Consider the following 16,257-nt stretch of genomic DNA (forward strand, 5'->3'; position numbering starts at 1 on the left):
AGAGGGGCGATTCGTGGACACGGAACTGGCGCGAACGTTTTTGGCGGTGCTCGACACCGGCACATTTATCCGCGCTGCGGAGCGGCTGAATGTGTCCCAGACGACGGTCACTGCGCGCATCAAGACCCTGGAACGCCTGCTGGGCAGTCAGCTGTTCGAGCGGGGTCGTCATGGTGCCAGCCCGACCCCGGAGGGTCAGCGGTTTCAGCCCCACGCCAGTGCGCTGCTGCAGGTGTGGGAGCGGGCCAGGCACCATGTGCATCTGGCGCCGGAGCAGCGCTGCCTGCTGGCAGTGGGTGGGGAACAGAGCCTGTGGAGTCCGCTCTTACTGGACTGGCTGGTATGGATGCGGCGGCATCATCCCGATATCGGATTGCGTACCCACGTCGAAGAGCCCGCCTCTCTGCTCGGTAAGGTGGAACGCGGTCTGCTGGATTTTGCGGTGATGTACAGTCCGCTTTATCACCCGGAACTGGTGACCGAACAACTGCAGGAGGAGCGCCTGATCATGGTGACCACCGAGCCGGGGGGGCTGATCGGTGCGCCGGATCGCTATGTGTATGTCGATTGGGGGGATGATTTCTCTCGCCGGCACGATCAGGCTTTCCCATCGTTGCGGCGCTCCAACGTGTTTGTGGGCCTGGGACCGCTGGCGCTGAATTACATCCTCACGGTCGGCGGGGCGGGTTACTTCCGCGAGCGTGTCGCCCGCCCCTATCTGGACACCGGCCGGCTCCACCGCGTTCCGCAGACACCGGAGTTTCCCTACCCGTCCTATGTGGTCTGGTCGCAAGCGCGCCAACCCGAAGGCATGATGCGCGCTATCGCAGGCCTCAAAGCGGTGGCCTGAAACGACTGCACCGATCGGTCTGGTTTGTGCGACGGATCCCGATGACCGGGGCCACATCTGGGCAAAAATGGTGGCAAAAGAAGGCTAGGGGCGATGGCTGTCCGGAATGTCGCACAGTGGCCGGCCCACCGGACAGGCCGGCGAACTCGTTACCACCATCCGGGCTGGCGGCATCCGGCTGGATTGGTTGTCCGGTTTGCTGGACTGGCGCCTGCTCCGGCCTCCAGCTACGCTTTCGTAAGCGCAGGATTGGGCAGCAGTTTTCAATGCCTTATTGCGTTGGCACAAGTTCCGCATGGCAACAACAACTGCGCTCCATGGAATCAACAACAATAACGAAGGATCCGTTATGAAACGACCACTGCAATGTGTCCTGATCAGCACCGCCGCCGTGCTGTTACTGACGGCCTGTAAATTCAATGACCGGCCCGCGTTTATCCAGGGACCCGTCACCAAGGTAGTCTACGACGGGGTCAGCAACGATCTGTTAACCGCCGGGCTGGGCGCCGATGGTCTGGCCGGTGCCGCTCCGGTATTCGCTGATGCGCTCAACCCCACCCCCGACGAGCTGCGCAAACTGGCCATCTACAACAACTACCGTGCACTGGTGAATACCGCCCCCGGGGGCGGTTATGGGGAGTTTTTTGGCCCGCAGGTGGGCACCGCCGGTGACGGCATGGTGGCGGGTACCGAATACCTCGCCTTCATGGGCGTCGCCGGCAGCGATCAGCCGGTCACCGTGATGGTGCAGGTGCCTGACCAGTTTGATCCCGCTGCCCCCTGCATGGTCACTGCGCCTTCCTCCGGCTCCCGGGGGATTTACGGCGCCATCGGCACCGCCGGCGAGTGGGGGCTGAAAAAGGGCTGCGCGGTGGTGTATACCGACAAAGGCACCGGCACCGGAGCCCATAATCTGATGACCAACGGGGCGCAGACCCTTGACGGTACCCTGACCACGGATCCCGCCGCGCCGGTGCAGTTCCGCGCCGGTCTGAGTGACACCGAGCGGCAGGCTTTTAACGCCGCCCACCCGGACCGGTTTGCCTTCAAACACGCCCATTCCGCGGTGAACCCGGAAGCCGACTGGGGGCAGCATGTGCTGCAATCCATCGAATTCGGCTTTTATATACTTAACGAGCAGTTCGGCATCAGCGTCAAACAAGATCGGGTAATCAGCACGATCACGCCGGAAAACACCTTAGTGATAGCCTCCAGCGTGTCCAATGGCGGGGGTGCGTCGGTGCGCGCCGCGGAGCAGGATCGCAAGGGACGCAAAAGTCTGATCGATGGCATCGCGGTGTCCGAGCCCAATGTGAACCCGCAATACGACCGCGCCATCCGTATTGTTCAGGGTGCGGGACCGGCCATCAGTGGGCACAGTCGCAGCCTGCTGGATTACACCACCGCGCTGGCGGTGTATCAGGGGTGCGCCAATCTGGCACCGGGTATCCGGGACGAGGCGCCCTTCAACGGCGTGTTGAACAATTTCGCCGTGGCCGAGAATATCTGTACGTCGTTGTTTAACAAGGGCCTGTTAACGGGGACCACGGTGGATGCGCGGGCCACAGAGGCTCAGCAGATTCTGCAGCAGGAGTTTGCCATCCAACCGGAGCAGAACCTGGTTGCACCGTCCCATTTCGGCGCCAATGTGGCCCAGAGTATTGCGATGACCTATGCCAACGCCTATGGCCGGTTCGGCGTGGAAGATCGCCTCTGTGGTTTGAGTCTGGCGGCCAGCAGCGGGATCACAGGCGAAGTGACCCCGCTCGGCGACGCCCAGGAGGCGGCGTTGTTTGCCGTCAGCAACGGCATCCCGCCTACGGGGGGCGTCAATGTGATTTATGACCAGGCCGTGGGCGTGCCCACCCTGCTGCCGATCAGCCAATCGCCCAGCACCAGTCAGATGGATTTTGGTCTGGACGCCTTGTTGTGCTTGCGGGGTCTGGCCACCGGTGTGGATCCGCTCACCGGCGACAAGCTCACCGGCCATGCCCGGGCCCAGGCCCGGGCTATCGCCAAGGGCATCAAGGCCATCCGCGCCAGTGGTGACCTGCAGGGTAAACCGGCGGTGTTTGTGACCGGTCGCGCCGATGCGGTGTTGCCCATCAACCACACCTCACGACCCTATTACGGCCTCAACCAGAAAGTGGAAGGCGCCGCCAGCGGCCTGCGCTACTATGAGGTGCTCAATGCGCACCATCTGGATGCGTTCAACGCATTTCCCGGTTTCGATAGCCGTTATGTGCCCCTGCATCATTACTATGGACAGGCCATGGATCTGATGTACGACCATTTGCGCACGGGGGCGGGTCTGCCACCCAGCCAGGTGGTCAGAGCGATCCCCCGGGGTTCGGCCCCCGCCCTGACCCCCGCGAACCTGCCGGCGATTGCCGCGCAACCCGCCGCCGGGGACCTCATTCATTACCGCAATGGCGTGGTCCAAATTCCGGACTGATACCCGCCGCAGCGCAGCCGGGCGGTGGTGCGCCGCTGTCCCCTTCGGCGACGAGGGGGCCAGCGCGCCATTTGCCCCGGCCTGCAGGCGCTCATATACTCAGGAACGCCTGCCGCGTCCCAGACCGGGGCCCCGGGGCAGGCGCAGAAGATGGCATACCCACTCCCCGGCGGTGCGCATTTCATGACCAATATATTTGCCAACAATAATAAAAACGGGCTGACCGATAATCTGATTGATGCCCTGTTTCCCATATTTGAACAGGCCAGCGCAGGTGCGATCGCGGTGGATCGCGACGCGCGGATTACCTGGATCAACACCAGTTACTCCACTCTGCTGGGGTTGACCGACGGCAAGGCGGTGATCGGAAGGGATGTGCGTGGGGTGATCCCCCATACCCGCATGCCCGAAGTCCTGGCCTCCGGCCAGCCCTTGTTGCTGGACATCATGGAATACAAAGCCCAGCAACTGGTGGTCAGCCGGTTACCATTTTTTGACGATCAAGGCGCCGTTCTGGGGGCCATTGCCTTTGTGCTCTACGATGACCTGCAACCGCTGACCCCGCTGGTGAGCAAGTACCGGCGTTTGCATCAGGATCTGGTGGCGGCCCGCAAGGCACTGGCCAAAAAATCCCGGGGCACACGCTACCGCATGGGCGATTTCATTGGCGCCAGTCCTCAGGTTCTGGAGGTCAAGCGTCGGGCGCGCATTGCCGCGGGGCGGGATATGCCGGTGCTGGTGCTGGGGGAAACCGGCACCGGAAAGGAAGTGCTGGCGCAGGCAATTCACGCGGCGTCCTTGCGGGCGGAGCGGCCCTTTGTGGGTGTTAACCTGGCTGCCATACCGGAAAACCTGCTCGAGGCCGAGTTCTTCGGCGTTGCCCCCGGGGCCTACACCGGGGCCGACCGGCGCCCCCGGGAAGGCAAATTTCAGCTGGCCAATGGCGGCACCCTGTTTCTGGACGAAGTGGGGGATATGCCGCTGACGCTGCAGGCCAAGTTATTGCGAGCCTTGCAAGAGGGCGAGATCGAGCCTTTGGGGTCCAATAAAATTGTGCCCGTGGACGTGCGGGTGATCGCCGCCACCAGTCGCAATCTGGAAGAGATGATTGCGACTGGTGGCTTTCGTTCCGATTTGTATTACCGGCTCAATGTCGTGGAAATTCCCATTCCTCCCTTGCGTGTGCGGTTGCCGGATCTGGGGGTGTTGTGTGAGGCGATCATGGAAGACCTGTGCGCCAGCACCGGCGCGCGGGGGGAAATAACCGATGGCGCCATTGCCGCGCTGGGCAGCTACGACTGGCCCGGGAACGTACGCGAATTGCGCAACGTACTGGAGCGCGCGCTCACCATGGGGGAAGACCCGGGCGGGGTGCTCGATGCCGATGCCATCTTCCGGGTGTTGCCCCGCAGTGGCGGGCGCATCAGGTCAGTCATGCCCGCCCACACCGTACAGCCGCTGGCGCAGGTGCTCGCCCAGGCCGAAGCCGAGGCTATTGAGGCCGCTTTGCTGGCCAGTCGCGGCAACCGTTCGCAAGCGGCCCGGTTATTGGGTATTTCACGGTCAGCGCTGTACGAAAAACTCGCCAAATTGTCCTGATTTCCTGATGGTTGTCCGCTCGGCCGGACAGGTTGCGGCCAGTGTGCTGCAAAATTGTCCGGATGTCTGGACAAATCGGCATTGCTGCCAATCAAGATCGTCCTAACGTATTGTATTAAAACAGTAAATTGTAATCGGCACAGAGTCTGCAGATGGGCAGTGTGAGACGCCAGATCAACCCGGCAATCATGCACTGGCAATCCCGAATAATAAATTACAACAAATCAGGACGAATCATATGTCGATCAAGCAGAAACTCTCCCGTGCGGCTGTGGGCCTCAGCGCCGCGACTCTGTTCTCCGCCAGCCTGTTCAGCGGTACGGCCCTGGCCACCGAAAAAGTGCGCTGGCAGGTACCACTGGCCTTTCCTTCCCATTTGGTGGGGCTGACCACGCCGGTCAAGTACCTGACCGATCAACTGAAAACCATTTCCGGTGGCAATATCCAGTTGCGCTACTACGAGCCCGGTGAGCTGGTCCCGCCGTTTGAAATCATGGACGCGGTCAGTACCGGCAAATACCCCGCGGGCTATACCTGGATCGGTTACGATCAGGGCACCATTCCGGCGTTGCCACTTTACTCCGGCGCGCCGTTTAATCTGGAGCCCGAGTCCTATCTGGCCTGGTATTACCAGGGCGACGGGCAGGAATTGCTGCAAGAAATTTACGCGGAACGGAACATTCATCCGATGCTGTGCAGCCTCATCGGTCCTGAGGGTGCCGGCTGGTTCGCTAAGCCAATCAACAATCTGGAGGACTTTGACGGCCTGAGAATCCGCTTTGCAGGCATTGGTGGCAAGGTGCTGGAAAAGCTCGGGGCGTCGGTCACCATGGTGCCCGGGGGCGAGATTTACCAGGCGCTGGAGCGCAAGACCATTGATGCAACCGAATTCTCTCAGCCGGCCATCGACAAAATGCTGGGCCTGGATCAGATCATTAAAAATTACATCATGCCGGGCTGGCACCAGACGCTGACCACTTCCCACCTGCTGGTGAACAAGGATGTGTGGAATAAGCTGCAGCCGGAAACCCGCGCCCTGGTTGAGCTGGGCTGTCGCGCCGCCACCTTGCACGGGTTTGCCGAAAGTGAGTGGTCCCAGCCTACCGCGTTGCGGGATTACGAAAAAGAGGGGGTAAAAGCCCAGGTGCTGCCCGAGCCGGTGCTGCGCGAGCTGGAAAAGGTCACCAATGAAGTGCTCGACGAGATGGCCGCCAGTGACCCCATGTTCAGCCGCGTACTCACCAGCCAGCGTGAGTTCATGAAGCACCACGCGATCTGGAAAGGCAAAGGCTACCTGCCTCGGGATTTCTACCAGTATGACTGAGAGGGGCTGAAGGACTGACGCCCGGAAGTTACAGGCGGCGGCCCGTGCAGGGTCTCCGCCTGTTTTATCTATCTGCTATTCCCGAGGTTGCTGTGACCAATACACACCCTACCCCCGAGGTACCGGTAAGTCCGACTGTGGCGGAACCGTTGCCGGATAACCGCCTGTCGCTGTGGCTGGACCGGATCGTGGAGGCCATAGGCCGCCTCTGTTCCTGGTTGTGGCTCGCCGTGCTGGTGGTCGTATTGACCAATGTGTTCAGCCGGTTTGTTCTGGCGGCGGGCTCCATCGCCCTGGAAGAGTTGTCGTGGCACTTGTTTGGTGCTGCGATGATGCTGACCCTGGGGTTTGCGGTGGTGCATGATGACCACGTGCGCGTGGACGTGTTGCGCGAAAAATTCCCCCTCAAGGTGCAAGCCAGTATCGATCTGCTGGGCATCGTTTTCCTGGCGTTGCCCATCCTCTATTTGATGATTGCCGTGCTGGTGCCTTACACCTACACGGCCTGGTTGTATAACGAGCACTCCCAGGCGCCCAGTGGCCTGCCGTATCGTTTTATTTTCAAGGGGATTCTGCCTCTGGGGTTGTTGCTGGTGGCCATCGCCCTCTGCTCCCGGGCCCTGCGCTGCTGCACCCTGTTATTCCGTTTCCCGCGTGCGGTTCAGCCACCGGCTGACGGCCGCGGTCAATCCCAATCCTGAGCACGAGGCACACTGTCATGGGTCTGGAAGAATTACTCGTTGTTGCCATGTTTGCCAGTTTTATGGGGCTGCTGTTGTCCGGCTTCCCGGTGGCCTGGTCGCTCGCCGGTGTCGGCCTGGTCTTTGGGGGCATCGGCCACCTGCTCGTTGAACACTTTCACGCGGACCTCTGGTTTACCTGGCAGGGCACCATCGGCGTGCTCGATGCACGTATTTACGGCATTGTTGCCAATGAACTGATGGTCGCCCTGCCCCTGTTCATCTTTATGGGCATCATGCTCGACCGTTCCGGCATTGCGGAAAAACTCATGCACAGTCTGGTGCGGGTGCTAGGCCCGTTGCGGGGTGGCTATGGGGTGACCGTGGTCATCGTCGGGGTGCTGCTGGCGGCCTCCACCGGTATTGTCGGGGCCTCGGTGGTGCTGCTGGGTATGCTGTCCCTCGGGCCGATGATGCAGGCCCACTACAACAAGTCACTGGCGGTGGGTACGGCCTGTTCCGTAGGCACGCTGGGTATTCTGGTACCCCCCAGCATCATGCTGGTGCTCATGGCCGACCGGCTGGGTACACCGGATGCGTCGGTGGGCAAGTTGTTCATGGGCGCGTTGATTCCCGGGGTCATGCTGGCGGGCATGTACATTGTGTACATTCTGCTGGTGTCCTGGCTCAAGAACGACTGGGCGCCGGCTCCGAAAAACCGCGCACCGCTGACTGCCCGGGCACTGCTCGATGTGTTCTGGGCGGTGGTGCCGCCCATGGCACTGATCGTTTCGGTGCTGGGGTCCATTTTTCTGGGCATCGCCACCACTACCGAGGCCTCGGCCGTGGGGGCCGCCGGTGCCCTGCTGATGGCGGCCCTCAGCCGCCGGCTGGATGTGGCGGTGCTGAAGCAATCGCTCTATCAGACCAGCCGCACGACGGCGTTTATATTCGGTATTTTCATCGGCGCGACGGTGTTTGCGGCGGTTCTGCGGGGATTGGGGGGCGATGACGTGGTGCGTGCCGCCATCACCGGCTTGCCCTTCGGACAGGCCGGTATACTGCTGACCATCCTGTTCATCACCTTTCTGCTCGGCTTCTTTCTGGACTGGGTGGAAATCACGCTGATCATTCTGCCGCTGGTCGCGCCGGTGGTATTTTCCCTGGGTGTTGAGCCGGTGTGGTTTGCCATCATGTTCGCCATTTGCCTGCAAACCTCGTTCCTGACGCCGCCGGTGGGGTTTGCCCTGTTCTACATCAAGGGGGTGTGCCCGCCGGAAATCGCCACCCGCGACATCTATCTGGGGGTCGCCCCGTTTATAGCGTTGCAGGTTTTGGCGCTGACACTGGTATTCTGGTTTCAACCCCTGGCAACCTGGTTGCCCAATGAGGTTTATGGCGGGCCCTGATCCGCTGCGAATAAGTGCAAAGCGATGTGTATCCCAATAATATTTTCAGACAGGGAGTTAGGAGATCAACATGAAACTCAGAGATCAGACTGTGCTTATCACCGGTGGCGGACGGGGTATCGGTCGCGCCATTGCAGAATTGTTTGCCCGCGAGGGTGCCCGAGTGGCGGTCGCTGACCTTGATCTGGCGAGTGCGCAAGACACTGCGGACGCGATAACGGCCGCGAACGGCACCGCCATGGCGCTGGCGATGGACGTAACCGACGAAGATGCGGTGGACGCCGGTGTCGGTGCCATGGTTGAGGCCTGGGGTCAGGTGGACATAGCCTTGGCCAATGCGGGTATCCAGCACATCGATCCGGTGCATAAACTGGCCTACGCCGATTGGCAGCGGGTGGTGGATGTGCACCTGAACGGGGCCTTTCTGGTGACCCGGGCGGTGCTGCCCCATATGTACGCCCGCAACAGCGGCACCATGCTGTATATGGGGTCGGTGCACTCTGTGGAGGCCTCGCCGCTGAAGTCACCCTACGTGGCCGCCAAGCACGGCATGCTCGGGTTGTGCCGGGCGGTGGCCAAAGAGGGCGCGGAACACGGCGTCCGCAGCAACATCATTTGCCCCGGGTTCGTGCGCACGCCGCTGGTGGAGAAGCAGATTCCCGAGCAGGCGCAGGAGCTGGGCATTTCCGAGGACGAGGTCATCTCCAAAATCATGCTCAAAAACACCGTCAACGGTCAGTTCACCACCGTGGAGGATGTGGCGGAGATGGCGCTGCATCTGGCGGCGTTTCCCTCCGCCGCCCTGACCGGTCAGTCCCTGCTGGTGACCAACGGCTGGCACATGCAGTAGGGGCTCTATCCACCCCGCCCAGGACGGCACCGGCCGGCCTGGGCGAATGTTACGAAAAGTACGTCATAAGCGCGATAGCGCCGCGCCGGAACCCCACAGAGTAGGTTCTTATACTAATATCTCAATCAATTACTGGTGGAAACTGGTATCGTTATACGCTTATTAACTGTTCCTACTCTGTCATAGCGTGAATCTGGTGTTCACAAGACGCCGGGGCACGTTTTGACCGTCCTGAACCTCACCTATTTAGCCAGAGGACGAAAATGACTGTGTCAAAATCCAAGATTATTTATACACTCACCGATGAAGCGCCCGCACTTGCTACCCGCTCTTTGTTGCCTATCCTCGAAACCTACGCCAAACCTGCCGGCATTGAATTCGAAACCAGCGATATTTCTCTCGCAGCCCGCATACTGGCCCAATTCCCGGACCGGTTGAACGAAGACCAGCGGGTACCGGACGCTCTGACCGAACTGGGTGAATACACCAAAGACCCCAACGCCAACATCATCAAGCTTCCCAATATCAGTGCGTCCATTCCCCAGTTGCGCGCCGCCATCAAGGAGCTGCAGTCCCAGGGATACGACCTGCCGGAGTATCTGGAAGATCCGGAAAGCGATGAAGAAAAGGACGCCCACGCGCGTTACTCCAAAGTTCTGGGCAGCGCGGTAAACCCGGTGCTCCGTGAAGGCAACTCCGACCGCCGTGCTCCCGCTGCAGTCAAGGCGTTTGCCCGCAAGTACCCCCACTCCATGGGTGAGTGGAGCCCGGCGTCGCGGACCCACGTAGCCCACATGCGGGGTGGCGACTTCTACTCCAACGAGCAATCGGTCACCATCGACAAGGCCACCAACGCGCGCATCGTTTTCGAGAACGCCAAAGGCGAGCAGACGGTGCTGAAATCCGACCTGCCGTTGCAGGAAGGCGAAGTCCTCGATGGCATGTTCATGAGCTGCAAGGCCCTGCGTGCGTTTTTCGAGCGCGAGCTGGAAGACTGCCAGAACACCGGGGTGATGTTCTCGTTGCACGTGAAAGCGACGATGATGAAAATCTCCCACCCGATTGTGTTCGGTCATGCGGTGAAGATTTTCTACAAAGATCTGTTCGACAAGTACGGTGATCTGTTCGAAGAGATCGGCGTCAACCCGAACAACGGTCTGTCCAGCGTCATGGAAAAGATCAAGAGCCTGCCGGAATCCAAGCAGGAGCAGATCCAGGAAGACCTGCACGCCATCTACGAGCACCGTCCGGAAATTGCCATGGTGGATTCCGTCAAGGGCATCACCAACCTGCACGTCCCCAGTGACGTGATTGTGGACGCTTCCATGCCGGCGATGATTCGTAATTCGGGCAAGATGTGGGCCCGTGACGGCAAGCTGAAAGACACCAAAGCGGTAATGCCGGAGAGCACCTACGCCACCATCTACCAGGAAGTGATCAACTTCTGTAAGACCCACGGCGCCTTTGACCCGACCACCATGGGTACCGTGCCCAACGTCGGTCTGATGGCCCAGAAGGCGGAAGAGTACGGCTCCCACGACAAGACCTTTGAGATTGCCGAAGACGGTATTGTGCGCATCGTGGACGCCGACGGTAAGGTGCTCACCGAGCACAAGGTCGAGCAAGGGGATATCTGGCGGGCCTGCCAGACCAAAGACCTGCCGATCCGTGACTGGGTCAAACTGGCGGTCAACCGTGCCCGTGCGACCGGCATGCCGGCGGTATTCTGGCTGGATGACGAGCGCCCCCACGACGCCGAGCTGATCAAGAAGGTCAACACCTACCTGAAAGACCACGACACCGACGGTCTGGATATCCGCCAGATGTCACCGGTGCGTGCGATCCGCTGGACCATGGAGCGTCTGATCCGTGGTCTGGATACGATTTCGGTGACCGGCAACGTGCTGCGTGACTACCTGACCGACCTGTTCCCGATACTGGAACTGGGCACCAGTGCGAAAATGTTGTCCATCGTACCGCTGTTGAACGGTGGCGGCCTGTACGAAACCGGTGCCGGTGGATCCGCCCCCAAGCACGTCCAGCAGCTGGTGCAGGAAAACCACCTGCGCTGGGATTCCCTGGGTGAGTTCCTCGCCGTGGCCGTCTCCCTGGACGAGCTGGGTGCCAAAGAAAGCAACCAGCGTGCCCGGCTGTTGGGGCAGACCCTGGACCAGGCCACCGAGCGTCTGCTGGAAAACAACCAGTCGCCGTCCCGCAATACCGGTGAGCTGGACAACCGTGGCAGCCACTTCCACCTGGCCCGTTACTGGGCCGAAGCGCTGGCCCAGCAGGACGACGATCAGGAGCTCAAGGCGTTCTTCGCCAAGCTGTCCAAGCAGCTGGAAGAGCACAAGGACGTTATCCTGGAGGAAATGACCGTAATTCAGGGTCATCCGGCGGATATCGGTGGTTATTACCACCCACCGGCAGATAAAGTGGCGGCGGTCATGCAGCCGAGCGCGACGCTCAACAAGTTGTTGGAAGAAGCCCGCAATCAGGTGAAGTAACCTGAGCACCTGCGTGCTGTGAATCGAAAGCCCGGAGACCGACCGTCTTCCGGGCTTTTTTGTGTGTCATTGGGGCGGGCTGTGGCCGCGAACCATCAGTTTTGCTGCAGCGCCGCCCAGGTCGCGGAAGTAAGCCGCTGCAGGTCCGCTGGCGCCAGTTCGATCTCCAGCCCCCGTTGGCCGGCGCTGACATACACAGATGCCAGTGCTTCCGCAGAGGCGTCGATAAAGGTCCGCAAACGCTTCTTTTGCCCGAGCGGGCTGACCCCACCCAACAGGTAGCCGGTGGCCCGCTGTGCCGCCGCTTTGTCCGCCATGGCGGCTTTCTTGCCGCCGGCCGCTTTGGCAATCAGCTTCATGCTCAGGTGCGCGCCCACCGGCAATACCGCCACCACCAGTTCCTTGCTGTCCACCGCCACAATCAGAGTCTTGAAGACCCGCGCGGGGTCCACCCCCATCTTCTCGACGGCTTCCAGACCGAAGGAAGCACAGGAAGGATCGTGCTCATAGGCATGGACCTGATGGTCGATACCGGCCTTGCGGGCGGCGAGGATGGCAGGGGTCATAAGGGCCTCTATAACCAGTCGTGGAGCATGATGCCGAATCCCAGACGGTGACTGCGGTGATTGTAATCCACCAGGCTTTCGCCATAACCGTTGAAATACTGCACGTAGCCCTTGAGGGTATCACCGATGGGAAAGCTGTAGCCGATTTCCAGGGAGGTTTTATTGTCTGAGTGACGCAGGTTATTGCGCAGCTTCAGCGATGCCGACTGGTCCTCATCGATTTTATACACCGCCAGAAAATCACCGTAGCCCAAGTACCGGTCGATATCCGGGTTGTTATCGTCGGAGCCCTCGGGCAGGCGGTACCACGGGCTGACCATGAACAGCCAGTTGTCCACCCCGTAAACCAGCGTACCGGTTATCCGGTTCCAGCTGCGGGATTGGGGCTCGGTGCGACCGTTGGACTGATGGTTAAAACCGATGGCGACGGTATCAATGCGGCCCGGGCCGATATTAAGACCGGCATCGTAGCGGGCAAAAATTTCCGGCTCGTAATTGGTTTCGCGAAAGGGAGCGGACTCTGCGGTGTTGTACAACTGCCAGAACGACAGTTGCGTGTAGCCGAACCACAGCGTGGTTTTGTCGTCGAACAGCCCGGTCAGCAGGGGCAGTTTGAAGCTGATCTGGAATTTGGCTTCGTCCTCATCCACACCGTACTTGTAGTCGGTGTCCCCCAGCGTGGGGGTGGAGGGGGTCTGGTTGGGCCTGAACGAGCGTGTGTAGGGCAGCAGGTAACTCTGTTTGTAGGGCAGAAAGCCGCCGGCAAACGACATGAAGGCTTTCTCGGTGGCCAAATGACGGCTCACCAGCGCCTCGGCGATACCGGTCCCTGCAATAACCTCACCGCCGTCGCCGTCTCTGGCGGGCGCGAGCAGCGTGGTGCGTTGTTCGACCGCTTCTATTTCCTGCTCACTTGCCTGGTTGACCCGCTCTCTGGTGTTGACCACCGCATCGAAGCAGGCCAGGCGTTTGACACCGTTGCCGATCAGGGCACACTCGTCAACCGTCACTACCGGCGGCGACTCCCCCGCCAGCGCGGGGTGGGTCAGGACCAGTAGCGCAACCGCCAGGGTGAGCGCGGTCAATAACGGGCTGGAAACCATCATGGCGATTCCTGTCGGGTCAGGCTCGGGTTTGCAAAAGGCTAACATGTTGCCGATTATCGGGGTAGGACAGCCGCGTAATCCGCACACCGCCGCCCTGCGGATCAAGCAAACCAAGATGACACCGGGAGGCACCAATGAGCCAGCTTGTCCGCCGTGCGTTGCACACCAGTGCCATACCCCAGGACCTCAGCCGGGTGACCTGGTGTGCGACCGGCTCCGAAAATCCGGGGGCCGTGGGGGTCAGTGAGCAGTCTGTTGCGGCTGTCTGGCGGGCTGTTGAACGGCTCTACCGCACCGGTGTGCACCCGGGCATCCAGCTGTCGATCCGCCACAGGGGGGAACAGATCCTGCACCGGGCCATTGGCCACGCCTCGGGCAACGGCCCCGACGATCCGCCCGACGCCCCCGGAACACCGCTGACCACCGACACGCCGTTTTGTTACTTTTCGGCGTCCAAGGCGGTGACGGCGTTCCTGATACACCTGCTGGTGGAACAAGGCCTGATCGATCTCTCCGAACCCATTGCTTATTATTGTCCGGAGTTTGCCGCCCGCGGCAAGCACGCCATCACCCTGCACCAGATGCTTGCCCATCGCGGCGGGATTCCGCTCCTGCCCAAGCACACCCCGTCCGAGGTGCTGTGGGACGCGGAGGACATGTGGCGGTTGTTGTGTGCGGCCCAGCCGGTGGACGTGGAGGGTTCCCGGGTGGCCTACCATGCCCTGACGGGCGGGTTTGTGATGCAGCGCGTGCTGGAACAGGTGACCGGAGGGAGTATTGAGGCTTTTCTCGACACCCATCTGCGCCAGCCTCTGGGGATGCGCTGGTTCACCTACGGCCTCCCCGCTGAGCACCTGTCGCAATTGCCACCGAGTTACGCCACCGGCCCACGGCCCCGCTTCCCGGTGTCGTGGATTCTCAGGCGTGCCTTGGGTGGCGACATCACCACGATTGAACGGGTGGTCAACAACCCCCGCTTCCAGGCGGCGGTGATTCCCTCCGGCAACCTGTGCGGCACGGCGGAGGAAATGGGACGCTTCTATCAGATGCTGCTGAATGGCGGGCACTGGCAGGGAACCCGGGTATGCAGTGAGGCAACGGTGCGGCGTCTGATCCGGCCCTGCGGGTCCTGGCAGATCGATCGCACCACCGCCCTGCCAGTGCGCTTCAGTGCCGGGATGATGCTGGGGGGTAACCCGCTCGGTGTCTGGGGTCCCCACAGCGGCGCTGCGTTCGGGCACGCGGGACTGATCAACAAACTGTGCTGGGCCGATGCAGCGCGGGATATCAGTGTGACCCTCCTGAACAGCGGGTTGCCGATTGTCGGCCACCACCTGCCCGCACTGGTGCGGTTTGTGTACACCGTCGCGCGCGAGTTTCCCGCTGTGCCGGACCACCGGCATCCCCTGGCGGCGGACTGAGCAGCGAGGAGCCCGGCGCTAGATCACTTCGAGCTGGGTTTCGACAATCCCCAGGACGGACGACAGAATATCGCGAAAATCCGTCAGCGTCTGGGTGCGCTGGATGACTTCGTGGCGCAGCTCGTCCAGCCTCTCGAGCTTGGGCACCACGCGGCGAATGCCTTCAGTGATCACCTCGTAGGGATAGTGATGATCCTGCACACTCAATTTGTTCAGCTCCGCCACTTCCTGGTTGAAGATGCTGATGATGTCGTAAATCATATCCTTATGGGTGATGTGGCCCGCCTCCCAGTAGGCGTCATCCAGCAGTTCCAGAAACGACAGATACTCCCGCAGCGTGTCGGCGACAGAGGTTGGGCTCATGGCAACTACTCCTGATTGTGTCCGGACAGATAAAGTGGCACAGTGTTGTTAAAATTTTAGGCTATAAGCATAGAAATGATACGCTGCTTGCTATACCGGTTTGAAGTGGATTTTCTACCGGCCCCATGGACAGACTCAACGGATGAGATCGAGTATGGACAGTCCTTCCTTCCCCTCACCTGAATTGGAAAATTGCGTCAGACTCGATCAGCATGAGAGTGTGCGGGTGCATGTCTATCAGCGCATCAGCGCTGAAGTAGCCCGTCTGGAGGCCCGGATTGCGGACCTGGAGCGCACCCCGGCTCCTCACGCGCCCATCATGATTGCAACATACCAACGCATGATCGATCGTAAGAAAGGCTTGATCCAGAGCTGGGGCTTACAACGGTCAATCTGAAGGGGCGGGGCGGGATTAACCCCGGCCGGTCCCGCTGGCCGGCCGGGCTGCTGTATTCTCAAGACGTGTGTCAGGCAACCTGACGGGCAATCCAGGAATCGTACCGGGAAGCCAGGGCCCGCACATAGCGGGATTCTGCCTCGCTCATGCTGGCCAGCACGCCGTTAAAGATCCAGCCACGCTCGTATAAACCCAACACGCGTTGCTCGTCGTCCATGTTAACCCGCTGATTGAGTCGTTTGCAGATCGCGTCCAGCAAGGGCAGCTTGCCCGGACGCTTGAGCGGACCGGTGCGCTGCTGGCGGGCTGGCTGATTACCATGTCTTACGCCTGGTTGTCTCTTCATGATGTTCTCCTTGACGTTTTGCGGCTGCAAAAAACCCCGGAATCTGCAGGACCGGGGCTCGTCGTCGAGAAGCTGACCCGGTCGCTCGCAGGCTCCCGGGCGAAACCGAAAGCCGTTAGCTTGCCATGACCATCACGCAGACAGACTGCTGGATGCAGTTGCATGCGCGCTTGTATACAGTTGATAGGGATTTGGCTGTAGGCATCGCTGTGTGTTTTTCTCCGGCGGTTAACCTGCCTGAACGGCAGGAGATTCGGTTCATTAGGCAGTCTATCGGTTCCCGGAGAGTTTTCAAGTCGGAACTAGTACCCATCACACCGCGGGGCAAGCAGTGTGTCTGCGGCAATCCCTTACAGACGCGCAGCGCCCGGATCACGATAATTC

General features: G+C 60.6%; 14 protein-coding genes. 10 read left to right on the forward strand and 4 right to left on the reverse strand.

Features of this window, described 5'->3' with window-relative positions; all coding sequences use genetic code 11:
* The first annotated feature begins 13 nt into the window (after window positions 1-13).
* From BG841_RS06700 to BG841_RS06735, 8 genes are all read left to right on the forward strand, one after another.
* Window positions 14-850, forward strand: coding sequence for a LysR family transcriptional regulator (locus BG841_RS06700; protein ID WP_070056950.1), 837 nt, complete (start codon window positions 14-16; stop codon window positions 848-850).
* Between the two features lie 349 nt (window positions 851-1,199).
* Window positions 1,200-3,305, forward strand: a complete 2,106-nt coding sequence (locus BG841_RS06705; protein ID WP_070056951.1) for a 3-hydroxybutyrate oligomer hydrolase family protein — start codon at window positions 1,200-1,202, stop codon at window positions 3,303-3,305.
* A 150-nt stretch (window positions 3,306-3,455) separates the two neighbouring features.
* On the forward strand, window positions 3,456-4,904 hold the full coding sequence (locus BG841_RS06710; protein ID WP_416202616.1) for a sigma-54 interaction domain-containing protein: 1,449 nt from the start codon (window positions 3,456-3,458) through the stop codon (window positions 4,902-4,904).
* A gap of 238 nt (window positions 4,905-5,142) precedes the next feature.
* Complete coding sequence (locus BG841_RS06715) at window positions 5,143-6,228, forward strand: TRAP transporter substrate-binding protein (protein ID WP_070056952.1); 1,086 nt, start codon at window positions 5,143-5,145, stop codon at window positions 6,226-6,228.
* A 137-nt stretch (window positions 6,229-6,365) separates the two neighbouring features.
* Entirely contained in the window at window positions 6,366-6,929 is a 564-nt protein-coding gene (locus tag BG841_RS06720) for a TRAP transporter small permease subunit (protein ID WP_141737070.1), read from the forward strand.
* A 17-nt stretch (window positions 6,930-6,946) separates the two neighbouring features.
* On the forward strand, window positions 6,947-8,317 hold the full coding sequence (locus BG841_RS06725; protein WP_070056953.1) for a TRAP transporter large permease: 1,371 nt from the start codon (window positions 6,947-6,949) through the stop codon (window positions 8,315-8,317).
* A gap of 70 nt (window positions 8,318-8,387) precedes the next feature.
* Window positions 8,388-9,167 (forward strand): 3-hydroxybutyrate dehydrogenase, encoded by a 780-nt coding sequence (locus BG841_RS06730; RefSeq protein WP_070056954.1) that lies wholly within the window; start codon window positions 8,388-8,390, stop codon window positions 9,165-9,167.
* 263 nt (window positions 9,168-9,430) lie between these two features.
* Entirely contained in the window at window positions 9,431-11,674 is a 2,244-nt protein-coding gene (locus BG841_RS06735) for an NADP-dependent isocitrate dehydrogenase (RefSeq protein ID WP_070056955.1), read from the forward strand.
* A 95-nt stretch (window positions 11,675-11,769) separates the two neighbouring features.
* Here BG841_RS06735 and ybaK read toward each other — a convergent pair whose 3' ends face one another.
* Window positions 11,770-12,240 (reverse strand): Cys-tRNA(Pro) deacylase, encoded by a 471-nt coding sequence (ybaK, locus tag BG841_RS06740; RefSeq protein WP_070056956.1) that lies wholly within the window; start codon window positions 12,238-12,240, stop codon window positions 11,770-11,772.
* Window positions 12,241-12,248: 8 nt separating this feature from the next.
* The gene (locus BG841_RS06745; RefSeq protein ID WP_070056957.1) at window positions 12,249-13,346 is read right to left on the reverse strand and encodes a phospholipase A; all 1,098 of its coding nucleotides are present in this window, start codon (window positions 13,344-13,346) and stop codon (window positions 12,249-12,251) included.
* Window positions 13,347-13,480: 134 nt separating this feature from the next.
* Between BG841_RS06745 and BG841_RS06750 the strand changes: the two genes are divergently transcribed.
* Window positions 13,481-14,767, forward strand: a complete 1,287-nt coding sequence (locus BG841_RS06750) for a serine hydrolase domain-containing protein (RefSeq protein WP_070056958.1) — start codon at window positions 13,481-13,483, stop codon at window positions 14,765-14,767.
* An 18-nt stretch (window positions 14,768-14,785) separates the two neighbouring features.
* Here the strand turns inward: BG841_RS06750 and BG841_RS06755 are convergent, their stop codons facing one another.
* Window positions 14,786-15,130 carry a hypothetical protein gene (locus BG841_RS06755; RefSeq protein WP_070056959.1) on the reverse strand — a complete coding sequence of 115 codons (345 nt, stop codon included), beginning with the start codon at window positions 15,128-15,130 and terminating at the stop codon, window positions 14,786-14,788.
* A 154-nt stretch (window positions 15,131-15,284) separates the two neighbouring features.
* Between BG841_RS06755 and BG841_RS16445 the strand changes: the two genes are divergently transcribed.
* Window positions 15,285-15,527, forward strand: coding sequence for a hypothetical protein (locus BG841_RS16445; protein ID WP_074454303.1), 243 nt, complete (start codon window positions 15,285-15,287; stop codon window positions 15,525-15,527).
* A gap of 70 nt (window positions 15,528-15,597) precedes the next feature.
* Here the strand turns inward: BG841_RS16445 and BG841_RS06760 are convergent, their stop codons facing one another.
* Window positions 15,598-15,873: a hypothetical protein gene (locus BG841_RS06760; protein ID WP_070056960.1), complete on the reverse strand. Its 276-nt coding sequence runs from the start codon at window positions 15,871-15,873 to the stop codon at window positions 15,598-15,600.
* Window positions 15,874-16,257: the final 384 nt, after the last annotated feature.

Origin of the sequence: Marinobacter sp. X15-166B, assembly GCF_001752365.1 — a bacterium.
In the GTDB taxonomy this organism is placed as follows: Bacteria; Pseudomonadota; Gammaproteobacteria; order Pseudomonadales; family Oleiphilaceae; genus Marinobacter.